General features: G+C 60.1%; 21 protein-coding genes and 1 tRNA gene. 11 read left to right on the top strand and 11 right to left on the bottom strand.

Annotated features, from left to right (window positions below; translation table 11 throughout):
* Nucleotides 1-24 precede the first annotated feature (24 nt).
* Complete coding sequence (locus DV706_RS07960; RefSeq protein ID WP_006065148.1) at nucleotides 25-2091, top strand: DEAD/DEAH box helicase; 2067 nt, start codon at nucleotides 25-27, stop codon at nucleotides 2089-2091.
* Between the two features lie 83 nt (nucleotides 2092-2174).
* Here the strand turns inward: DV706_RS07960 and DV706_RS07965 are convergent, their stop codons facing one another.
* Nucleotides 2175-2429 carry a pro-sigmaK processing inhibitor BofA family protein gene (locus tag DV706_RS07965; RefSeq protein ID WP_006065147.1) on the bottom strand — a complete coding sequence of 85 codons (255 nt, stop codon included), beginning with the start codon at nucleotides 2427-2429 and terminating at the stop codon, nucleotides 2175-2177.
* A 90-nt stretch (nucleotides 2430-2519) separates the two neighbouring features.
* Here DV706_RS07965 and DV706_RS07970 point away from each other — a divergent pair.
* Both DV706_RS07970 and DV706_RS07975 read left to right on the top strand, forming a co-directional pair.
* A tRNA-Pro gene (locus tag DV706_RS07970) sits at nucleotides 2520-2592 on the top strand.
* 384 nt (nucleotides 2593-2976) lie between these two features.
* On the top strand, nucleotides 2977-6495 hold the full coding sequence (locus tag DV706_RS07975) for an LAGLIDADG family homing endonuclease (protein WP_006065146.1): 3519 nt from the start codon (nucleotides 2977-2979) through the stop codon (nucleotides 6493-6495).
* 58 nt (nucleotides 6496-6553) lie between these two features.
* Here DV706_RS07975 and DV706_RS07980 read toward each other — a convergent pair whose 3' ends face one another.
* The 3 genes from DV706_RS07980 to DV706_RS07990 form a co-directional block, all read right to left on the bottom strand.
* Nucleotides 6554-7450: a transcription initiation factor IIB gene (locus tag DV706_RS07980; RefSeq protein ID WP_006065145.1), complete on the bottom strand. Its 897-nt coding sequence runs from the start codon at nucleotides 7448-7450 to the stop codon at nucleotides 6554-6556.
* A gap of 232 nt (nucleotides 7451-7682) precedes the next feature.
* Nucleotides 7683-8138, bottom strand: coding sequence for a fluoride efflux transporter FluC (locus tag DV706_RS07985; RefSeq protein WP_006065144.1), 456 nt, complete (start codon nucleotides 8136-8138; stop codon nucleotides 7683-7685).
* The gene (locus tag DV706_RS07990) at nucleotides 8135-8545 is read right to left on the bottom strand and encodes a fluoride efflux transporter FluC (RefSeq protein ID WP_006065143.1); all 411 of its coding nucleotides are present in this window, start codon (nucleotides 8543-8545) and stop codon (nucleotides 8135-8137) included. The genes DV706_RS07985 and DV706_RS07990 overlap by 4 nt, the downstream gene beginning before the upstream one ends.
* A gap of 229 nt (nucleotides 8546-8774) precedes the next feature.
* On the opposite strand from DV706_RS07990, the gene DV706_RS07995 reads away from it, so the two are divergent.
* The 3 genes from DV706_RS07995 to DV706_RS08005 all read left to right on the top strand — a co-directional run bounded on the left by DV706_RS07995 (nucleotide 8775) and on the right by DV706_RS08005 (nucleotide 12759).
* Nucleotides 8775-9680, top strand: a complete 906-nt coding sequence (locus DV706_RS07995) for a cation diffusion facilitator family transporter (protein ID WP_006065142.1) — start codon at nucleotides 8775-8777, stop codon at nucleotides 9678-9680.
* A gap of 78 nt (nucleotides 9681-9758) precedes the next feature.
* The gene (locus DV706_RS08000) at nucleotides 9759-10685 is read left to right on the top strand and encodes an MBL fold metallo-hydrolase (RefSeq protein ID WP_006065141.1); all 927 of its coding nucleotides are present in this window, start codon (nucleotides 9759-9761) and stop codon (nucleotides 10683-10685) included.
* 127 nt (nucleotides 10686-10812) lie between these two features.
* The gene (locus DV706_RS08005) at nucleotides 10813-12759 is read left to right on the top strand and encodes an AMP-dependent synthetase/ligase (protein ID WP_006065140.1); all 1947 of its coding nucleotides are present in this window, start codon (nucleotides 10813-10815) and stop codon (nucleotides 12757-12759) included.
* A gap of 47 nt (nucleotides 12760-12806) precedes the next feature.
* On the opposite strand, the gene DV706_RS08010 is transcribed toward DV706_RS08005, so the two are convergent.
* Both DV706_RS08010 and DV706_RS08015 read right to left on the bottom strand, forming a co-directional pair.
* Nucleotides 12807-13409, bottom strand: coding sequence for a magnesium transporter (locus DV706_RS08010; protein WP_006065139.1), 603 nt, complete (start codon nucleotides 13407-13409; stop codon nucleotides 12807-12809).
* Nucleotides 13406-13978 (bottom strand): magnesium transporter, encoded by a 573-nt coding sequence (locus DV706_RS08015; RefSeq protein WP_006065138.1) that lies wholly within the window; start codon nucleotides 13976-13978, stop codon nucleotides 13406-13408. The genes DV706_RS08010 and DV706_RS08015 overlap by 4 nt, the downstream gene beginning before the upstream one ends.
* Nucleotides 13979-14149: 171 nt before the next feature.
* Here DV706_RS08015 and DV706_RS08020 point away from each other — a divergent pair, with 171 nt between their 5' ends.
* Both DV706_RS08020 and DV706_RS08025 read left to right on the top strand, forming a co-directional pair.
* Nucleotides 14150-14851: a helix-turn-helix domain-containing protein gene (locus DV706_RS08020; protein WP_083902003.1), complete on the top strand. Its 702-nt coding sequence runs from the start codon at nucleotides 14150-14152 to the stop codon at nucleotides 14849-14851.
* Nucleotides 14852-14925: 74 nt separating this feature from the next.
* Complete coding sequence (locus tag DV706_RS08025) at nucleotides 14926-15558, top strand: DUF7344 domain-containing protein (protein WP_006065136.1); 633 nt, start codon at nucleotides 14926-14928, stop codon at nucleotides 15556-15558.
* Between the two features lie 24 nt (nucleotides 15559-15582).
* On the opposite strand, the gene DV706_RS08030 is transcribed toward DV706_RS08025, so the two are convergent.
* A complete protein-coding gene (locus DV706_RS08030; protein ID WP_006065135.1) occupies nucleotides 15583-16152 on the bottom strand; it encodes a DUF2391 family protein in 570 nt (189 codons plus the stop codon).
* Nucleotides 16153-16289: 137 nt separating this feature from the next.
* Between DV706_RS08030 and DV706_RS08035 the strand changes: the two genes are divergently transcribed.
* Nucleotides 16290-17981: an aldehyde ferredoxin oxidoreductase family protein gene (locus DV706_RS08035; RefSeq protein WP_006065134.1), complete on the top strand. Its 1692-nt coding sequence runs from the start codon at nucleotides 16290-16292 to the stop codon at nucleotides 17979-17981.
* A gap of 143 nt (nucleotides 17982-18124) precedes the next feature.
* Here the strand turns inward: DV706_RS08035 and DV706_RS21425 are convergent, their stop codons facing one another.
* The 3 genes from DV706_RS21425 to DV706_RS08045 all read right to left on the bottom strand — a co-directional run bounded on the left by DV706_RS21425 (nucleotide 18125) and on the right by DV706_RS08045 (nucleotide 19909).
* Entirely contained in the window at nucleotides 18125-18283 is a 159-nt protein-coding gene (locus tag DV706_RS21425; protein ID WP_161569793.1) for a hypothetical protein, read from the bottom strand.
* Between the two features lie 84 nt (nucleotides 18284-18367).
* Entirely contained in the window at nucleotides 18368-18703 is a 336-nt protein-coding gene (locus DV706_RS08040; protein ID WP_006065132.1) for a hypothetical protein, read from the bottom strand.
* A gap of 69 nt (nucleotides 18704-18772) precedes the next feature.
* Nucleotides 18773-19909 carry a thiolase family protein gene (locus DV706_RS08045; protein ID WP_006065131.1) on the bottom strand — a complete coding sequence of 379 codons (1137 nt, stop codon included), beginning with the start codon at nucleotides 19907-19909 and terminating at the stop codon, nucleotides 18773-18775.
* A 154-nt stretch (nucleotides 19910-20063) separates the two neighbouring features.
* Here DV706_RS08045 and DV706_RS08050 point away from each other — a divergent pair, with 154 nt between their 5' ends.
* Both DV706_RS08050 and DV706_RS08055 read left to right on the top strand, forming a co-directional pair.
* Entirely contained in the window at nucleotides 20064-20708 is a 645-nt protein-coding gene (locus DV706_RS08050) for a DUF5806 family protein (protein ID WP_006065130.1), read from the top strand.
* A gap of 247 nt (nucleotides 20709-20955) precedes the next feature.
* Complete coding sequence (locus DV706_RS08055; protein ID WP_136350837.1) at nucleotides 20956-21981, top strand: hypothetical protein; 1026 nt, start codon at nucleotides 20956-20958, stop codon at nucleotides 21979-21981.
* Nucleotides 21982-22017: 36 nt separating this feature from the next.
* Here DV706_RS08055 and DV706_RS08060 read toward each other — a convergent pair whose 3' ends face one another.
* Entirely contained in the window at nucleotides 22018-22533 is a 516-nt protein-coding gene (locus DV706_RS08060; protein ID WP_006065128.1) for a DUF7529 family protein, read from the bottom strand.
* Nucleotides 22534-22590 lie beyond the last annotated feature (57 nt).

Consider the following 22590-nt stretch of genomic DNA (forward strand, 5'->3'; position numbering starts at 1 on the left):
ACGCCGACCGACTATGGCAAACCAGTGTCGAAGCAGGTCCAGCAGGTCGAAACGATCTTTTGTCACGAGATTGGCGACGACTATCTCGTGGTGGTCGAGCGCGACGGACAGCGACTGTTCCGGGCAAAACTCGGACTGTCGGAAACCTCGGCCGGCCCTCGTCCCGCAAAGTTCCGGCTCAAAGACGGCTCGAGCGAAGAGCCACGCCAGCCCGACGAGTTCATCGAACTCGCCCGGCGATCCAAGCGGATTCGAATCTCCGAGCAGACCTCGAAGCAGGGCCGCGAGGAACTCATGGAAATGCTCAGCGGCTACCAGCTCGAGGACAAGGCCAAGGCCGTCCGAACCTGTCGGTACTGTGCCTCCGCAGGCCGGTATTCGCCGATTACAACCGAGACGGCCGTCAAAGACGACAACGACTGGATCTGCCAGGACTGTGCGCGCCAGGAACTCGAGCGTCAACTGTCGTACTCCGGTGGCGGCGCAGTCACCGGCGCGGCCAAAGACCGCCTCGAGGAGCTCATGCTCGAGGTGCAGGATTTAGAACGGATCGTCAACCTGCTGAAAGGCCAGCTCGATCCCGACCTGACGAAGTTCGATACCATCTCGGCGACGACCGACGAAGTCGATCCCGTTCGGGTGGACTCGCTGAACCTCCATCCTGGCTTACAGGGACTGCTCGAGGACCGCTTCGAGACCTTGCTCCCGGTCCAGAGTCTCGCCGTCGAGAACGGGCTGTTCGACGGTGAGGACCAGCTCGTGGTGTCGGCGACGGCGACCGGGAAAACCCTCGTCGGCGAGATGACCGGTCTCAACCGTGTGTTGAACGGCAAGGGGAAGATGCTCTTTCTCGTTCCCCTCGTCGCGCTTGCAAATCAGAAGTACGAGGACTTTCAAGACGAGTACGGCCACCTCGTCGATGTCTCCATTCGTGTGGGTGCGAGCCGGATCTCGGACAACGGCAACCAGTTCGACCCCAACGCCGACGTGATCGTCGGCACCTACGAGGGGATCGACCACGCCTTGCGGACTGGCAAGAATCTGGGAGATATCGGAACCGTCGTCATCGACGAAGTCCACACGCTCAAAGAGGACGATCGTGGCCACCGACTCGATGGCCTCATTTCACGGCTCAAATACACCTGCGAACAACGTGCGAAACGACGCGACGACTACGGCGGCGCGCAGTGGGTCTATCTCTCGGCGACCGTCGGCAACCCCGAACAGCTCGGCGCGGCACTCGAGTCGACGCTCATCGAATTCGAGGAGCGGCCGGTGCCGATCGAACGGCACGTCACGTTCGCTGACGGCCAAGAAAAAGTTCGGATCGAAAACAAACTCGTCAGACGCGAGTTCGATACGGAGTCCTCGAAAGGGTATCGCGGCCAGACGATCATCTTTACGAACTCGAGACGGCGGTGTCACGAGATCAGTCGAAAACTCGAGTACTCCGCTGCGCCGTATCACGCCGGCCTCGATTACCGGCGCCGGAAAAAAGTCGAACGGCAGTTCGGCGAACAGGAACTCTCCGCCGTCGTCACGACTGCCGCCCTCGCCGCGGGGGTCGACTTCCCGGCCTCACAGGTGATCTTCGACTCGCTGGCGATGGGGATCGAGTGGCTTTCGGTCCAGGAGTTCCACCAGATGCTCGGCCGTGCGGGTCGGCCAGACTACCACGACAAAGGGACAGTGTACGTCCTCGTCGAACCCGACTGTGCCTATCACAACTCCATGGAAATGAGCGAAGACGAAGTCGCGTTCAAACTGCTGAAAGGCGACATGGAGTCGGTGATGACTCACTACGACGAGGCCGCCGCGATCGAGGAAACGCTGGCGAACATTACTGTCAGCGGGAAAGCCGCCAAGGGACTCAACGACCGCATGCTCGGCGACGTGCCGACGAAACACGCGATCGGCAAACTCCTGCAGTACGACTTCATCGATGGCTTCGAACCCACGCCGCTGGGCCGTGTCGTCACTGAACACTTCTTAGAGCCCAGTGAAGCGTTCATGCTCGTCGATGGTATCCGAAAAGACGCCCACCCCTACGAACTCGTCGCGGATATCGAACTGCGCGACGCGGATCTGTAGCCGCTCGAGTCGCCCAGTAGTGCTTTCTCGAGTCTCGCGTTCGCGTTTGCTGTGAGACTGACCACCAAGAGCTGCGTGCGACGTTACGGAACGAACGCGATACCCAGCAGCGACAGCACGAGCACGATCACTGAGCCGGGAACGCCGCCGAGGGCGACGATCACGAGGACGATGGGCGTCACCGCCACCGAGAAACCGAACACGGCCTGTGCGAGAAACAAGACGACAAGTCCAACGACCGCATTGATGATGAACGGACTAACCGCGCGAACGAGGCTGGCCGCGATGAGGACGCCCACGAGAACGAAGATCAACAGCAGGATCTCGATGCCTGTCATGAGGTTAGTGATAGCACGTCGATCCGGAAAACCGTTCGGTCGATAACGAAAGCCTTTAACTAATACACCGACAAGCCATAGATGCAGCACGGGATCGTGGGTTAGCTTGGTATACTTCGGGCCTTGGGTGCCCGTGACCCCGGTTCAAATCCGGGCGATCCCATCTTTCTGTCACTCTCGAACTCTCGAGCGGTGCCCAACGGACGTACGTGGATTTCACTGTCGAAGCAGCCATTCGATCGGTTTCGACATTGGGCGTCGCCTCAACCGAACTCGGTGACCAACAGTAACCACGGACGAACGTGCCGATAGCTGTTCGTTCAGCAAGCGATACCAAAACAGATTGGCCGTACATACATAACCAGAGCGAACGGAGTTCGACTGTGGCCACGTAAACGGAACTACAGGAGACGGCGTGTGCGTCTCCGGCGGCGGCGGCGCTGGGGACCGTTTTTGAACGGCCGATTCGTGTGGCCCGAACTCGGTCCGTTCAGTTTCGTCCCGCTTTGCAACCATTTATAGCCGATGGCACTCCTAGAGAACTGCAATGGCGCAAGCGGGAAATTCTGAACTCGTCGACTCGTTCGAGCAATTCTTCCGCAACTACTACGATAACGAAATCAAACAGCTTGCGCAGCGATACCCCAACGAGCAGCGCTCGCTTCACGTCGACTGGCAGGACCTCTATCGGTTCGACCCCGATCTCGCGGACGACTTTCTGAACCAGCCCGAACAGCTCCAGCGCTACGCCGAGGAAGCACTGCGGCTGTATGACCTGCCGATCGACGTCAGTCTCGGTCAGGCCCACGTCCGGGTCAAAAACTTACCCGAGACGGAGTCCCCCGAAATCCGGGACATTCGTGCCCGGGATATGAACTCTCTCGTGCAGGTCCATGGCATCGTCCGAAAGGCGACTGACGTCCGTCCGAAGATCGAGGAGGCTGCCTTCGAGTGCCAGCTCTGTGGCACTCTGAATCGGATTCCACAGTCCAGCGGCGATTTCCAGGAACCCCACGAATGCCAGGGCTGTGAACGACAGGGGCCGTTCAAAGTCAACTTCGACCAGTCGGAGTTTGTCGACTCGCAAAAACTCCGGATGCAGGAGAGCCCTGAAGGCCTTCGCGGCGGCGAGACGCCACAGTCACTCGACGTCCACATCGAAGACGATATCACCGGCGAAGTCACCCCTGGCGACCACGTCTCGGCGACCGGCGTCTTACGACTCGAGCAACAGGGCAACGACCAGGAGAAATCCCCTGTCTTCGACTTCTACATGGAGGGGATGTCCGTCGACGTCGACGAAGAGCAGTTCGAGGATATGGACATCACCGAGGATGATAAGAAGGCGATCTACGAAATCTCTAATCGAGACGATATCTACGAACAGATGGTCGCCTCCATCGCACCCTCGATCTACGGCTACGAACAGGAGAAACTCGCGATGATCCTCCAGCTGTTTTCGGGGGTTACGAAGCAGCTGCCCGACGGCTCGAGAATTCGTGGCGACCTGCATATGCTCCTGATCGGTGATCCTGGTACTGGGAAGTGTGTCCACGGAGATACGAAAATCACACTCGCAGATGGTCGTGACGTCCCAATTCGGAAAATTGTCGAGTCGAATCTGGAGGACCCGAAGCCGATCGATGATGGCTGGTACGACGAAATCGATCTCAACGTCCCGTCCCTACAGGACGATGGCTCAATCGCACCGCAGCGGGCGACGAAAGTCTGGAAGCGAGAGGCTCCCGACCAGATGTATCGAATTCAAACCTCGAGTGGGCGAGAACTCGAGGTGACGCCGTCACACCCGCTGTTCGTACAGAATGACGGAAAGCTCAAACCGGTAATCGCAGATGACCTCACAGCAGGACAGTTCATTGCTGCACCTCGAACACTTACAGTAGACAGTGATGACACACTCAACATTGACTTTCGGCAATCTCGATCACCAAATGCGGTTCATCTTGACCTGCCAAGTCAATGGACGCCATCATTAGCCCGCCTGATTGGGTACATCATCGCAGAGGGATACGTCCAACAGCGAGACGATAATACAGGATTTGTTTCAATTACGAATAATGACTGGGAAGTATTGGACGACGCAACGGATGCACTCAAGAAACTAGACCTCAATACGACAGAGCGAGTGCCTCATAAATCGAAGGATGCGTATGAACTACTTTGTTCAGCAGGGGAGTTCGTAAGCTTCCTCAAAGCACTCGAGCCATGCATTCTTCAGTCATCTAGTGAGCAGTGTGTTCCTGGTTCGATCTTCGAGGCTTCAGCGACAACTAAATCGGAATTCCTCAAAGCATTCATCGAAGGAGAAGGACACGTTTCGGAGTCGCAGCGCGAGCTCACTGTTGCTTCGATGAGCCGCAATCTGCTCGAAGATGTTAGAACATTACTGCTCTCAGTTGGGATCCGATCACAACTGCACCAGCGGCAGAACAGTAGCTACCGACTCAGAATCAGCGGAAACGAATTTGAGAGATATGTCTCTAAAGTGGGCTTCATAACCCAGCGAAAACAGCAGGCTGCAGAACAATACGCCGATACAATGGGGAATACAAACCGGGATGTTATTCCAGATGTTGGCTCAGAACTGCGGCGAGTACGGGAATCACTATCGCTCACACAGGCCGAGTGTGGACTGCCACGATCAACGTATCAACATTATGAACGGGGGTCGAGAAATCCAAGTCGAGAAAGTTTCGAGAAGGTCGTCGCGACATTCAAAGACACGTTATCAGCAGAAGAGACACCAAGTGAGGACGGTGTTCTAGCTGACGGTGGGTCTCTAAAAAGGAGTCTCAACACTCTCGAGCAGTTTGCCGAAGGGGATGTCTGCTGGGAACGTATCGAATGTGTCAGCAGCGTCGAACCTGATTACGACTGGGTATACGATCTTGAGATCGAGGGAACTCACAACTACATCTCAAATGGCGTAATCTCGCACAACTCCCAGATGCTCAGCTACATCAAAAACATCGCTCCTCGAGCTGTCTACACCTCCGGGAAAGGGTCGTCCTCGGCAGGGCTGACGGCTGCTGCGGTTCGCGACGATTTCGGCGACGGCCAGCAGTGGACACTCGAGGCCGGCGCGCTCGTTCTGGCCGACCGAGGGATCGCCGCAGTTGACGAACTCGATAAAATGCGGTCGGAAGATCGGTCCGCCATGCACGAAGCGCTCGAGCAGCAGAAAATCTCGGTTTCGAAGGCGGGGATCAACGCAACCCTCAAATCCCGGTGTTCGCTGCTGGGTGCGGCAAACCCCAAGTACGGCCGGTTCGACCACTACGAACCGATCAGCGAACAGATCGACTTAGAGCCGGCGCTCGTCTCGCGATTCGACCTGATCTTTACGGTCACGGACGACCCTGATGAGGAGAAAGACCGTAACCTCGCAGAACATATCCTCACCACGAACTACGCCGGTGAGTTGACCACCCAGCGCGAGCAGATGACGTCGATGGATGTCTCCGACGAGGAGATCGAAGCGATGACCGGCCAGGTCGATCCCGAAATCGACGCCGAACTCCTGCGCAAGTACATCGCCTACGCGAAACAGAACTGCCATCCACGGATGACCAAGGCAGCACGCGAGGCGATCCGGGACTTCTACGTCGACCTGCGACTGAAAGGGACCGACGAGGACGCCCCCATACCGGTGACGGCGCGAAAACTCGAGGCACTGGTCCGGCTCTCGGAGGCAAGCGCCCGCGTGCGACTGTCGGATACCGTCGAAGAAGCAGACGCAAATCGCGTCATCGAAATCGTTCGGTCGTGTCTGCAGGATATCGGTGTCGACCCCGAGACTGGGGAGTTCGACGCGGATATCGTCGAAGCAGGCACGTCCAAATCACAGCGCGATCGCATCAAGAACATCAAACAGCTGATTAGCGATGTCGAAACGGAGTACGATGACGGTGCGCCGATCGATATCGTTCTGGATCGGGCTGAAGAGATCGGGATGGATCACTCCAAGGCCGAACACGAAATCGAGAAACTCAAACAGAAAGGCGAGGTGTACGAGCCGAGTACGGATAATCTCCGAACGACCTGAGCCGTCCGGTCTCGACCAGCCCGCCCGTCGATGCTTTCTCGAGCGGTGACAGTACGAGTCAGCGTTCCTTGATCGTCGTCACCGTCGATCGAATCGTTACGGGGGCGACATTGGCAACCTCGGCGGCGTCGGCCTGTGTGATCGTCGGCCACGCGTCGCGTTCACCGGCTGCCTTGTAGAGACAGGCCGCTGCAACCCCGCTTGGATTCCGACCACCGATCACGCCGTCCTGAAGCAGGGCAGTCAGATGCTCTCGAGCACGGCGTTCGACGGCCGTATCGAGACCAAGTTTCGAAGCATAGCGGGGGAGATACTGCGTTGGGTCGATCGGTCCCGTGGGCAGACCGAGTTCTCGGTTCAGTGCGTCGTAGGCGGTGGTGAGCTCGTCGGTGCTCGCGCGGGCAACGGCGGTAATTTCGTCGATCGTCCGGGGATTCGAACGTGTTCGACAGGTCGCATAGATCGCCGCTGCGGCAAACCCCTCGAGTGATCGGCCTTGAAACAGCCCTTCGGACTGGGCTGACTTGAATAGCGCACAGGCTTGTTCTCGAGCGGACTCGGGCAGTGAGAGTAAGGCGTTGACCCGTCGGATCTCGGTGAAGCCGTAGACCTGATTTCGTTCGGCTTTCGACGAGATTTGGGCACGGTTGTGCTCTCGTCGCAAGCGAGCGATCTGTCGTCGTTTCCGGCCCGTTACGCGAGAGCTGTACGTCGAATCGGAGCCAGAGCCGTAGCCGATTTTCGTCGACAGTCCACGGTCGTGTCTCGAGCGAGTAAGCGGTGCGCCGGTTCGTCGTGGATCGGTGTCGTCGTCGAACGATCGCCATTCGGGCCCACGATCGATCGCATCCTCGGCAAGTACAAGACCGCAGTCTTCACAGATCGTCTCAGTACCATCCGTCCGTAATCTCCCATCACATTCAGGGCAGATCCGCGCTGCATATTTCCTAACCATTGGCTATTACTGACCTGGTGGTTGGACTGAGCCCCGCCATGGTATTTAAAATATTGGATTTGTTAGAAAATAAAAGATATTAGCCAATAATACTATTGTGCAGACGAGTGATGACTCGAGTCAACTCTGGTTCAATTGTTACTACAGATCGCCCCGGCAGTCCTCCGACGGTGTGGAACTCGGTTCAGTTGTTACTTCTGACCTGACCCGTAGCTGATGGTATCGACGCTGACTAAACCGGCCACGCCGTGACGAGCCACCACGCGATTCCGATCGCTGCAAGCGAAAGGACGAGATTTCCTGCAGCGTTCGCGACAGCGAGCAGCCGATCACCGCGCTCGTAGAGCTGGACGGTCTCGACCGAAAACGACGAGAACGTGGTAAAGGCCCCGCAGATGCCGATCGCAACCAGCTGGATCGTCGTCTCATCGGCACCCGCAAAGATTGCCGCGCCGAAGCCGAAACTCCCGACGACGTTGACGGCAAGCGTCGGCCACGGGAACCGTTCGCTCGAGAACTGGCGGTAGATCAGATGACGCACGACTGCGCCGATTGCACCGCCAGTGCCGACGATGTGGGCGGGTTCGGGATCGAACGTCACGGACGCGAAGAGATCGGAGCCGAGAAGCGCCAGCCCGACGAGTACGGTGTCGAGCACGTCGCCTAACACCATGGTCTCGAGACTCATGCCGTCTCACCGCCAACAGTGGGTGTGCGGTCACGGAGTCGGCGTGCGAGGGTTCGGCTTGCGAGTACACTCGCGAACCCGAGTCCGTAGTTGCCGGCGACGACGGCGATGAGCACCAGTGGCTCGGCTGCCGTCGCGGTCTGGATCGCAAATGTGCTGTAGGTCGTCAGCGAGGAGAGAAAGCCAGTCGTGAAGACGATCCGTGACTCTCGCCCGATGTAATCGGTGTACTCGGCCTCGTAAACCAGAAAGCCGAGGACGAAACAGCCCAGCACGTTGACCAGTAAGACGGCCTGCAGATCAGACAGCAGGCCAAGCGCGAAGTACCGGAGATTCGAGCCGGCGAAGCCGCCGATACCGATCAGTGCAAGCGTCTCGAGTCGACCGAGGGGGTGGGCTGCTGTCATGACTGTGGCTACAGACAGGGACCGTCAGCCACCCTCTCGGTCGGCCGATCGTCGCGTAGACGACTCGTGCCGACGGCGAGCGGTCCGGCGGTTGGATCAGGCGGGCCCCATCGCCCGGATACGGCGTGGTACTCACAGCGGCGTGATGAAAATTGCGATACGGCAGCGCGCCCCACGCCTCGAGATCGGAAGGAAAAGACCCAAGTTTAGACTCTCTCTAAACAATCATATGACTGATGCCGAGAACGAACGACGCGGGTTCGCACGCGCATCGTGGGCGAACGTTCTCGGCAACGCAGTAAAGATCATCGTCGAAGGGGCTGTCGGGCTGGCGTTCGGGAGTGTCGCGCTCCTTGCCGACGCAGCCCATTCGATCGCCGACCTCGTCGCGAGCATCGTCGTGCTGATCTGGGGTCAGAGTTCGTACGACGAGCCCGACGACACCCACCCCCATGGCCACGATCGGATCGAACCACTCACGGCCCTGTTCGTCGGGAGCGTCATCGCATTACTCGGCTTGAATCTGCTGTATGAATCCGCACAGGGGCTGCTCTACGGCGTCGAGGTCATCTTCAGCCCGCTGCTGTTCGGAGCGCTCGCCTTCGCGATCGTCGACATGTACCTCGTCTACCGCTATACGAGTTGGATCAACGAGGACCTGAACTCGACGGCGCTCAAAGCGCTGGCGACGGACTGTCTGAACGATATCTACACCTCCTTCGCCGCCGTCGTCGGCGTCCTTGGTGTCCTCCTTGGCTTCCCGCTGCTCGATCCGGTTGCCGGCGCACTCGTCAGCCTGCTGGTCATCTACCAGGGTGTCGAAATCGGCCGCGAAAACGTCGATTATCTCATCGGTGCTGCCCCCGACCCGGAGACGCGGACCGAGATCGTCGAGACGCTGCGCGACCATCCGGAAGTTCGAGGCGTCCACGACCTAACGGTCTTCTACGACGGCCCCGTCCTCGAGGTGGAAGTCCACGTCGAAGTCGACGGTGACATGCCGTTCCGGCAGGCCCACGACGTCGAGTCGACGCTCGTCGACTGGCTGCGTGACGTAGAAGACGTTGGGGACGCCCACGTTCATCTCGATCCCTCGGGAATCGGCGAGTGGAAGGACTGTCCGGACGACTGTTGACCGCCGAACGCCGTAGACTGGCTCAGTATGCGGTGCGGTGACGTAGCTTTTATCTCATCTGCCGACGGGCCTACCGATATGAGTACGGATATCGGAGCGGTGCAGGAAGTCACCGCCGGCGACTGTACGGACTGTTACTATCTCGACGTGAATATGTACGACACTGAGGGGTACGGTTCGGTCTATATTCTCGATGACGACCAGCCCGCGGTCATCGAAACCGGACTTGGGACCAACTACGAGCTGATCCTCGAGGCACTCGACGAACTCGGAATCGACCGCGACGAGCTCGCGGCGATCGTCGTGACGCACATCCATCTCGATCACGCCGGCGGGGCCGGACTGCTCGCCGAGGCGTGTCCGAACGCCGACATCTACGTCCCGGCTGCCGGCGCAGGGTTACTCATCGATCCGACACGACTGGTCGAGGGCACGAAAAACGCCGTCGGCGACCAGTGGGAGTTCTACGCTGAACCAGAGCCGATTCCCGAGGATCGGGTCGTCGAGATCGAAGACGGCGACCACATCGATCTCGGCGAGCACGAACTCCGTGTCCACGCTGCTCCGGGACATGCGTTCCACCAAGTGATCTTCGAGGACCTCGCAAACGACGCCGTCTTCGTCGGCGACGCCGCGGGAATCTGGATCCCCGAGACTGAGACCATCACCGAGACATCGCCGCCGTCCGACTTCGACCTCGAGGAGTGTCTCGAGGACGTCGAGACGCTGCAATCGATCGACCCTGACGTCCTCCTCTATACGCATTTCGGACCCCGGGAGGTCGGCGACGACGCCGACGCCGCACTCGATGCGTACGCAACCGTCCTCAGCGAGTGGGTTGCAGCCGTCGAGTCGAAACGAGCAGCACTCGAGGACGACGAGGCAGTCATAGAGCATTTCGCTGACACGACCGACAAGGCCGACGTCTGGGGCGAACGCAAGGCACGCGCCGAAGCGGTCCTGAACACGCGAGGCGTGCTTGGCTATCTCGACCAGCGTGACTGACCGACACACAGTCTCGAAAAGCAGATCGGTAGGCTCGGTGTACTGATTGTTCGCCGTGAATAAACACGGCTTCTACGGTCTCCAGTTTCAACATGATTTATCGCACGGGAGGTACTGTCACACGTATATGGACTGGCAGGATGCCGAACGAGAGTACGACGACGAGGTCATCGGTGAGACAACACTCGGTCGGATGTTCGAAGAGACGGTCGACCGGAATGCGAACCGACCAGCTCAGAAGTACAAGGGTGGAGTCTACGACCGATCGCTGACGCCGTCGGTCCTGCCGGCTGCGACGCCCGGTGAGTTTCGGGCGATCTCTTACCTCGAGATGCGTGATATCGTCCGCAACCTCTCGGCGGGCTTTCACGATCTCGGTATCGAACTGGGTGATCGCGTCGGCATCTTCGCCAACACCCGAATGGAGTGGGCACAGTGTGACTTCGCCCTCCTCGGTGCTGGGGCCGTCGTCACGACGGTGTACGAGAGCTCCTCGCCCAGTCAGGTCGCCTACCTGCTCGATGACCCCGACGCAACCGCTGTCGTCGTCGAAAACGAGTCCCTTCTGGAGACCGTTCTCGAGGCCGAAGACGACCTCGACCTCGAGTGCATCGTCTCGATCGACGAGCTGTCGGGGTACGACGACCGCGACGATATCTACACGCTGGATGACGTCTACGACCGTGGCGAGGCGGTGTTCGACCTCGAGGCCTATCAGGAGCGGGTTGACGCACCCGGCCTCGACGATCTGGCGAGTCTGATCTACACGAGTGGGACGACGGGCCAGCCGAAAGGCGTCCAGCTAACCCACTGGAACTTCCGGTCGAACGTCAACGCGGTTCGAAAGCGGTTCGCGCCCCGGCCGGACAAACCTGCGGGGATCCCGTCGCTCGACGAGGAGTCGCTTGCAGTGTCGTACCTGCCGCTCGCCCACGTGTTCGAGCGGACGGCGGGTCACTTCGTGTTGTTTGCCAGCGGCTCCTGTGTTGCCTACGCGGAGAGTCCGGATACGCTCCAGGAAGATTTTGGCACCGTTCAGCCGACGATGGCGACGAGTGTCCCGCGTGTATACGAGAAGATCTACGATGCGATCCGCGAGCAAGCCAGCGAATCGGGGGTCAAAAAGCGCATCTTCGAGTGGGCGACCGACGTCGGCGTCGAGTACCAGCAAGCCGACTCGCCGGGTCCGATTCTCTCTGCAAAGCAATCGATCGCCGATACACTGGTCTTTTCGACGGTTCGAGAGGCGCTTGGCGGAGAGATCGAACTGCTGATCAGCGGCGGTGGCAGCCTCTCGGCTGATCTCTGTCAGCTCTACCACGCGATGGGGCTGCCGATCTACGAGGGGTACGGGCTGACCGAGACCTCGCCGGTCGTTTCGACGAACCCGCCCGAGGCAGTCAAGATCGGGACCATCGGCTACCCCTTGCCCGGCGTCGACGTGAAAATCGACGAGAGCGCTGCCGATCAAGCGGCGTTTACGGACGATCCTGGCGACGTCGGCGAACTCCTCGTGAAGGGGCCAAACGTCACGCAGGGCTACTGGAACAAACCCGGCGCGACGACGGGCGCGTTCACCGACGACGGCTGGTTCCGAACTGGCGACATCATCCACCAGCGACCCGACGGCTTCCTCGAGTTCCGCGAGCGCGCAAAGCAAATCATGGTGCTTTCGACAGGGAAAAACGTCGCGCCAGCCCCGATCGAGGACGCCTTTGCGGCCAGCGAAATCATCGAGCAGTGTATGGTCGTCGGCGACGGCGAGAAGTTCATCGGTGCACTGTTGGTCCCAAACTCGGATCACCTCGAGGAGTGGGCCGACGCAGAAGGAATCGACCTTCCCGACGACCCACAGGCGATGTGTGACGACGATCGTGTCCGCGAGTACATCCAGCAGGAAGTCGACCGCATCAACGAGAATTTCGAGAAACACGAGACGATCAAACGGTTCGAACTCGTGCCACAGGAGTTCACCGAGGAAAACGAGATGCTGACGCCGACGATGAAAAAGAAACGTCGCGTCATCTTGGACGAGTTCGAAGACCGTGTCGATCGAATCTACGCGGAGTCATAGACCGCAGCCAGCCACACTCGTCCCCGGTCACGTCGATCAGCAGCGGTTTACAACACGACCCAAACCACGCCAAAGAGGATGAGAACGCCCGTGATGTCACAGATGTTCGTGACGACGGGGATCGTCGTATCATCGGGGTCGTAGCCGAGTCGATACGAGCCGTACACCGAGACGGTGCTGACGATGACGACCCAGACAGCGAGCAACATTCCGCTAACGATCGTAATAACCAGCAGCGTCCCGAGCCCCAGCGTGCCGCCGAGTGCACGGCCGATGAGCCACGAGGCGATCCCAAGCAGGATGAACACGGTCGCTGCAAGCCCGATGACCGCACCCACGTTCGACCGGATGTTGGGGTTCGTCGGCGAGAACTCGAGCGTCCCCAGATGGAGCTGGGTCGCCAGTCGCGAGCACATGATCGAGCCGAGGTTGCCGGCAGTCCCGATCATCACCGGCACGAGAATCAGCAGCGACGGATTCTCGAGTAACTGTTCTTCGAACGTCTCGAGGACGGTTCCGGAGACCATCTGCAGGATCGAGAGAGCGATGAGCAGTGGGACCAGTGTCGAGACGATGTTTCTGACGGTCCACTCTGTGGCCGGGTTATCGTCCAGATCCTCGCCGTGTAAGACGTCGCCGCCGACGCTCACAGTAGGGCCCCCGCGACGGCGATACCGATGAGCAAGAACGCGACGCCGAAGACGTCACCGACGGTCGTCACGACCGGGCCGATGACGTTGTCCGGGTCGAGCCCTCGTCGATACCCCTTGAAGATCACGGTGAGCAACACCCCGAGCATTGCGAACGCGCTCAACAGCGCGGCGACGGTGAGGATAATCACCAACTCGAGCAGGCTGCCATTCCGTCCGAGAGCGAGCAAGACACCCCAGGCGAGCACGGCGATAAAAATGGAGACGATCATCCCGTTGAGAAACGAGGCGACGACCGCGTTTCGCAGGCGGTCGTTCCACTCGAAGTGGGGGTCGATCAACCCCTGGTGGAGCCCACTCGAGAGCCGAGCCCCCAGCGAGCCGTAGACGCCACCACGTGTCGCGAGAAACGCGGGGAGCAACAACAGGATCCCGGGGACGCTCTCGATTCCCTCGCGCATGGTCTCAGTACCGAGTAATGTCCCCGCGAACAGCCCTGCCACGAGGCTGATAAGGATAACCGGCAACGCCTGCTTGTAGACATCGGCGGCGGAGTCGTAGCCAACCATCTGTCCAAAGATTCGGCTCCGACATGGTAAGCGTTCGTGAACGATGCCGAGATGTGTTCGTCCGGTACGCATCCGCCGAGGCGGACACCGCCGCCGCTACAGTAGCGACGGAACCGATGGACACCCATCGCACAGCACAGTCTCGTGCGAGCAGGTGTGCCGTGACGAGCGATGGCTACGATAATATATCTCGATGGGCCACCAACGTTAGCCATGGTCGCCATCCTCGAATTTACGGTCAACGCGGAGGAGTTCTTACTCGGCGGCACACTCGAGCAGGCAAGCGGTGTCGAACTGATCGAACTCGAGCGTGTCATCCCCCTTGGCGACCAGAGCATTCCGTTTCTCTGGGTGATCGCCGACGATTTCGAGACGTTCGAACGGAGCGTTCGCTCCCAGTCGGCCGTCGCGTCGATCGATCAGTTCGGCGTCATCGACCGACACGGACTGTATCGCATCGAGTGGGCGATCGACCCGCCGAACCAGCTGATCGATGGCCTCGTCGAGGCGAACGCGACGCTTCTCGAGGCCCACCATGGAGAGCGCTGGCTCTTTCGGATCCGGTTTCCGGCACACGAGCTACTCACGCAGTTCTATACGTACTGTACGGACCACGGGATCCAGATCCACGTCGAGCGAGTGGTTCCGTTGACACAGCGCCCTCGTCGCGGCCCGGTGTTCGACCTCTCGCCGGAGCAACGCGAGGCACTGGTGTTAGCGATCGACCGCGGCTACTTCGAGACGCCCCGTGAGGTGACACTCGACGACCTCGCAGCCGACCTCGAGATCAGTCAACAGGCGCTGTCGGACCGGATTCGGCGGGGCGTCCAGCAGGTGTTGGTCGACTCGCTGTCGGCGCTCGAAGACGAGTGACCGGCCGGGGTGACTTAACGGCATAGTCACAACAAGACGGAACCTTACTGCCGTTGTGAGCCGAGTTCCGAGCGATGAGAAGCGAACCCACCACGAACCCGACACTCGATCCACTGCTTGACTGCCTCTCTCATTATCGCCGGCGCTTCGTGGTCGAAACGCTTGCCGAGCGTGGCGAACCAATGGACAGCGAAGCGCTTGCGGCGGCGCTTCGACGGTACGAGCGGGAGACGGAGGGCCAACCCGACCGCTCGCCGGCCGCCGTGGCGACCGAACTCGAGCATACCCATCTCCCAAAACTGTCTGACGCCGGGATAGTCGACTATCGTGACGGGCACGTCGTTCTCCGAGACGACACCGCGCGAGCAGTTCTCGGCGGGCTGATGGCAGCCGATCGTGGCCAGCGACTCGAGCCGATGGAGTTGCCGACTGCGGGAACGGCCCCAGAAACCGCCACTCGAGTGACGCACTGGGCAGAGCAGGGACGATCGCTGACCGATGCGATACTGGCTGCGGTCGCCGACCACAGAGGAGAGGACCTGCGCTGGGCTGATTTCGACCTGTATGACGAGATCGATCCCGAATCCCTCAACACGCTGTTTCAATCCGAATCGACAGCGGAAACGAGTGTAACACTGACGACAGCGACCGTTCAAATCGCGCTCTGGGAGGACGACGGCGTTGTGATTCGGGTCACTGACGCCTGATCCCGGTCCCGTGTCGGCGACAACTCAGTCCTCGCCTGGGAGGATATCGCCCAACGAGCCACCGATCGACATCGCCGTAAAGATCACCGACACCTGACAGAGGTTGACCCAGGGCTCGTCCCACACGACGCGTCCCCACAGCGTCATCATTGCCGTCGCGGTCGCAAACGCGATTCCAAGCACCCACACTGGTCGACGCGGCACCACGCCGAAGTAGGGATCGTGGATCTGAACCTCTCGAAAGTCGGCGACGTAGAGGATACCGACGACGAGGACGGCAGCGAGGGCGAGATTCACGACGAAAAACGCCGGGGTCGTCGCGAGGAACTCGCCGATCTCGAGGACGCCATCCTCGACGAGCAAGGGCATGCCGATGACGACGCTGCCGACGAACGCCTCCGCTTTGTCTTTGCCCGTAAACTCGGTGATCACCCGATTGACCATCCCGTTGTGTGAGAGGCGATCGGCCAGCCGCATTGTTCGGCGGACTTCCGTTCGCTCCTGGGGATCGTCGACCGTCTCTGCCAGTGTCTCGAGTTGGTCGTACAGATCGTCTATCGTCGCCTCGTCGGGAGGCTCCGTCGACCGTGACATACGCCGTTCTCACACTGTGGCCGTATATACTGTCGGCTACGGCGAGCAGTTCACTTACGAAGCCATTGCTATTGAGCCGACATACAGACGACAGGAATCGGTACCATTTTGCAGTTACGAGTGCCACTACATCACATATGAAACACGTCCAGGGACCACTGTGTACGGTCGATGTCGGCGACCGAACTGCCGAAACGGAGTCGATCGATGACGTTCTCGAGTCGTTCCTCGGTGGGCGTGCGCTCGGAACGAAACTCGCGTATGACCGAGTGCCGTTCGACGCCGACCCACTAGGAGCCGAAAACCGCCTCTTTTTCGCGACGGGGCCGCTGCAACATTCGACGATGAGCTTCACCGGTCGGATGTCAGCGACGAGCGTTTCGCCGCTGACTGACGGTTTGCTCTCCTCGAACGCCGGTGGCTTCCTCTCGCGGAACTTCACCGGCACCGGCTACAGCGCCGTCGAGATCACCGGCGCAAGCGACGACCTCGTCATCGTCCACGTCACCGACGAGGGCGTCGAGTTCGAAGCCGTCCCGGACCTCGAGGAGGCAACCGTCCCCGAGACCTGCGAGTATATCGAAGACGAACACGGTCTCGAGGCCGAACACACCGTCGTCATCGGCCCGGGTGGCGAGAATCAGGTTCGCTTTGCCTCGATCATGACCTCTGAGGAGCGCGCGTTCGGCCGTGGCGGGCTCGGTGCCGTCCTCGGCTCAAAAAACGTCAAGGCGATCACCTTCGACGGCGACTCGACCCACGAGGTCGAGATCCCGCCGCTGCAGATGGAGATCCACGGCGAGGCCGCCCAGTCCGACCACATTATGAAACGACAGGGCACCTCCTCGATGACCGAGTACGCAAACGAGGTCGAAGCCCTCCCGACGCGGTACTTCTCCGAACTGTCGTTCGAGGGCGCCGAAGGGATCAGCGGCGACCGCGTTGAGGAGAAAAAGTACAAGAAAGGCACCTGTTCGGCCTGTGCGTTCGCCTGCAAACTCCCGACCAGAGACGAGGAAACCGGCCTCGAGACCGAGGGCCCTGAGTACGAGACGGTGATGGCCTTCGGCTCGAACTCGGGTGTCGATGATATCGTCGACGTGATGAAATCGAACAAGCTCTGTGACGTGTACGGCCTGGACACGATTTCGGCCGGCGACGTCGTCGCGGCCTATCTCGCCAGCGAAGACGAGTTCGGTAACGTCGACCTGATCCACGACCTCGTCGAGAAAATCGCCTACCGTGAGGACGTCGGTGACACGCTCGCGGAAGGGATCGACCGCATCCACGAGGACCTCGGCGTCGACAACTGGACTGTCAAGGGCATGGAGTTCCCTGCCCACGACGGCCGAACGCTCAACGGCCAGGGACTCTCCTTTGCCACCTCGAACCGCGGGGCAGACCACATGTACGCCGAGTTCTACCCCTACGAGTACCCACTCGTCGACGCCGATCGGGCGTTCGACAAGCAGGGCCTCGAGAACAAGCCACCGAAGATCATCGAACTCGAGAACGTCAACGTCATCAAAGACAGCGGCGTGCTCTGTAAGTTCTCGCGGGACTTTGTCACTCCCGACCGCCTCGAGACACTGCTCGATGCTGACTACGAGGACCTGCTCGAGATCGGCGCCACTGTCGTCTCGCTCGAGCGCCACTTCAACAACCAGCGTGGCTTCGATCGCGACGACGACCGCCTCCCCTACGAGATCCCCGACTTCGAGGAGGGTCTCGCAACGTACTACGAAGAACGCGGCTGGGACGACGATGGGACTGTCCCCGAAGAGCGACTCGAGGCGACGGGCGCGACTGAGACGCCGGCAGACGACTAAGACGCCGCTGTTCGATCTCCATCGGCCTCTGACACTCCGGATTTGGCCCGAGTAAATGACTGATTACTGGACTGTTCAGATTTGTCACGACTCCCATACTTATGATGGTTCAGCTACAGTGACAGTTTGAGATGGCTACGGGGTCAGGGGAGCGAGGGGAGGAGGTGGGGTGTTCGCCGGTCTGGGTCGATCCGGGTTCGATCACACACCAGACTGTATCGACCACTGAACGACAGCGCCAGTGCGATGCCGAACAGCGTCGCTCTATCGATCTGGAGTTCGAGTGGTATCGACTCTGTCATGGCTGTACCGAACGGAAGTGGTTCACGGGGCTGATCTGTGATGACTGTCGGCAGCGACACGGGCTGTAGCCGTTCCGCGGACAGTTATCGCTCGTTTTCGTCGTCCTGATCGTTCCAGTCGTCGTCGTTGACTCCAGGTCGGTCATCGCCTCGAGACGGCAGCGGGACGTCGTCGGCCCGCGACGGATGGATGTTGAAATTGTTGCCCCGATAGGGGTCGGTCTCCGGATCGTAGGAGAGTTCGCTGCGCTCGAAGAGGTAGATGAAAAAGCCGAAGATCGGGATACAGAAGGTGATTGCTGTCCACTTTTTCCGTGGCTCGAGGCCGACTCTGCCGGCGTCGTAGTACGTCACCGCCGTCAGCCCGAGATGCCACGCGAGGGGGATGCCGATGAGGACCACCAGCAGGATCGTGCTCATACTGGTACAGTCGGCCCGAAGCTATCTAAATACCCGGTTACACGAGGTCGCTGGAAACGACGGTTCGATTTAGCTGACGTCGAACTCGATCGCCGCACCCTGCCCGAAGCCGACACACAGCGTCGCCAGGCCGCGACCGCCGCCGCGTTTTTGGAGTTCGTGGATCAGCGTTACTGGCAGGCGGGCTCCCGACGCGCCGAGTGGGTGGCCAAGCGCGATTGCGCCGCCGTTGACGTTGAAGATTTCGGGATCGATTCCGAGTTGATCGCGCGAGTAGACTGCCTGGCTGGCAAAGGCCTCGTTGAGTTCAACCAGGTCGTAGTCGTCGATCTCACGGCCGTTTCGCTCGAGGAGGCCTTCGGTCGCGGGAACCGGGCCGACACCCATCACGGTCGGGTCGACGCCAGCGACGTTGTTCATGCCGACCTCGGCGAGGATCTCGAGGTCGTGTTCTTCGGCGAAGGCTTCGCTCGTAATCAGCAGTGCCGACGCGCCGTCGGAGATCTGAGAGGCGTTGCCTGGCGTGACGGTACCGTCGGATTTGAAGACGGTCGGGAGTTCGCCGAGCTTGTCGGCGGTCGTGCCTGGGCGGATGCCCTCGTCTTCGGTGACGGTGCCGTCCTCGGTTTCGATCGGCACGATTTCGTCGTCGAAGCGGCCCTGTTCGGTGGCTTCGGTGGCGCGTTGCTGGCTCCGGGCGGCGTACTCGTCTTGCTGCTCGCGGCTGACGCCGTACTCTTCGGCGACCTTCTCGGCGGTCATCCCCATCTGGAGCTCGCCGATGTTGTAGAGTTCGGCCATCCGCGGGTGGACACTGCCCATGTTCTCGCCCATCGACACGCGGCTCATGTTCTCGACACCGCCGGCGATGATGGCGTCGCGGTTGCCGGCCGCGATGGCGTCGGCGGCGGAGATCACGGACTGCATCGAGGAAGCACACCAGCGGTTGATCGTCGTTGCCGGTACGCTCTCGCCCAGCTCGGAGAGCAAGGCGATGACGCGAGCTATATTGTTGCCCTGCTCGCTGCGTTGCTGGGCACAGCCCCACATCAGGTCGTCGACCTCCTCACCCGAGAGACCGGTTTCCGCGAGAATTTCGTCGATCAGTGGCACCGAGAGGTCTTCGCTACGGACGTCGGCGTACACACCGTCTTCTTTTCCCTGAGGAGTCCGGACTGCTTCGACTACGACTGGCGTCTGTGACATATACTACCGCATGTCCCTGACGAACTTAAATCCGGTAGAACTCGCAGACACACACAAGCGGTTTACAATTCATTCCCTCGAGATCACGGATCGACGGCCGACCAGTCGGTCGAAAACCTTCATAGCCTTACGTTCGACGGTCCAACACGTGCCCATGGACGAGGACGGACTGGACGCTGCCCGATTCGATGCCGACTCGGACGCTACAGCCGACGCCGAGACGGAGACGAGTACTGAGACTGCAGGCACTGACGAGACAGATGATACAATGCCGGGCGTTCCGGACCCCGAGCCGGATGCAGACGAGCCGCCCGAGGACGTCCAGAAGTACGCTCGGTTCACAAAGATGGACGGGGCACAGTACGACCGGGTCAACGAGTTCCTTCGCGACCGGACCTACGTCACCGCCCGCGAGTGGGCAATCGCCCGCCTCTGTTCCGATTTCCGGACCGAAACCGGCGTCGAGATGACCAAAATCGGCGAGAACCTGCCCGAACTCGTCCCCTTCATGACCGACACCTACACGCCACAGGCGGTCAACCAGGCTCGGTCGTCTTTCGAGGAGAAAGTCCGCAAGGCGGGTGCAACCTTCCTCTACGGCGCGATGTGTGATTTCTTTACCGCCGAAGAACTCGACGACGTGATGTACGAATCGACCGAAGTCGCCAAGTTCCTCCTCGAGGTCGAAGGCGTCGACCTCTCGGTCGAAGAGGAACTCGAGGCCGAAGAACGGATCTCGAGCGTGATGCGGGAGGTCCGTGAGGCAAGCGAAGAACTGCGAACCCAAGACGAAGAGTAGCCGGTGACGGGACAGGCAGTACTGTTGTACACAACCCAACGGTCTGCCGACAGCAGTAGACAGCCATTTCAGGTAGCCAACTCGGGTTCAGTACGGCGACCCACGCCCACAGTGATTAGCTGCGATGACAGTCACGTGATGCGTACTGTCCCAGCAGCGACAACCGTCCGTAGCGGTCGATGATAGTGTGGTTATTTTCAGGTAGCGACTCTGATACTATTACTGGTGCGCGGCTACTCCAGTTCGGATGAATACGACCACTAACTCCCGTGACGGGTGCGGATCGGGCGATTGCGACCGAACCGACACGAGCGAACCGACGTCCGCTGGCGTAACCAGACGACGAACGCTTCGTCTGGGCGGGCTCGTGGGTGCTGGCAGCCTGCTCGGCGTTACAGGAACGGCAGTCGACAGTGCGAGCGCGGCGTGTAACCGGCCGGACGAGGTGATCCATCTCGAGTACGACGACTACAACAGCTGGGACGAGGTCTACTGGCTGTCGAACGGCGATCCTGACAACCTTTCGTTCGTCTCGAGTCCGACCAACACCGGGGAAACGGCCCTTCAGCTGCGGATTCGTGAAGACGATCACTGGGGTGCGAGCACGCACTACCAGTTCGACGACGGGCTAGTCGAACTCAACGGCCGCGTCAGTTTTGCGCTCAACTCCAACTGGTCGATGGAGGGGCGACAGCCGTCGAACTGCCGGCTCTGGAACTGTGCGATCGCACTGGGCGAGGGGAGCGCCGGTGGTGGTGTCCCCGATGGGACCAACGGCTGGAGCAACCGGCTGTACGTGACCAGTCGAGAGACCGACCCCGAAGGACCGTTTCATCTCCTCTCGAACACCTACCACATGAGCGACGATGATGGCGTCGGCGACCACGATTACCTCATCGATGGCGAACCGTATGCGCTCGCCACACCCGAGATCGAACCGGGTGTGTGGTACGATTTCGAGTACTACGTCTGCGTGAACACGATGACGGACGGCGAGGCCAACGACGACGGCATCGTGCGATACTGGCTCGATGGCGAGCCCATCTACGAACGTACGGACGTCCGGTTTACGACCGACCTCGAGGACAACATCATCAACACGACCGGCCCCGTCGGACACTACGGCGGCCGATACCAGGCCCCGAAGAACCTCTATGCCTACTACGACGATCACTCGATGGCACTCAACGGGACCTTCGAGTCCAGATCGTGCGGTCTGCCAGCAGAACAGTCCATCACTCTCAGCGACCTGCTGGACTGGCTCCGCAAGTAACACCTCGTCGGCGAGTCACGGGCGGCCGACGGCGCGCTACTGCTCGCCCCAGCCTCGAACGTCCGCTTCCTCGAGGAACAGCGAGGGATCTTCGTGTGAGAAACTGACCCAGCGCTCGGTTTCGGCGTCAGGCGTGGTCGTCGTGACGTGAACGAGCAGTTCTTCTGCTGCCAGGGCGTTCTCGAAGACGGATCGAGAGTCGTCGAGATTGTAGGTCAGCGGGACGAAAATCGCGATTTCGCTCGTTTCGTCGCGCTCGACGACGAGGGCGATCCGATCGTGGTCGTCGCGTTCCGGTGGCCGGTAGTAGACGTCGGCAGCGGTGATGGTAACGTCAACGTCCTCGATGAGGGTCTCGAGAAGGTCGTACTCCTCGCTCGAAACCTGAACGTCAAATCCGGTTCGTGCTCCGCGTTCGACCGGCGAGACGTCCACTGGTTCGAGGACGATTGCATCCCAGTCGTTCTCCCGATACTCCTCGGCGATGTTCGCCGCGTCCTCGAGGAGTTCCGTCCAGCGTGGCCTTGCCGTGTCGGGCCGTTCGTCGGTCATCGCGCTCCCTCCGCGGTCGATCGCACTCGAGCGTGCATACGTGAGTTCGAGGACACC

This window comes from Natronorubrum bangense (assembly GCF_004799645.1).
GTDB classification, from domain to species: domain Archaea; phylum Halobacteriota; class Halobacteria; order Halobacteriales; family Natrialbaceae; genus Natronorubrum; species Natronorubrum bangense.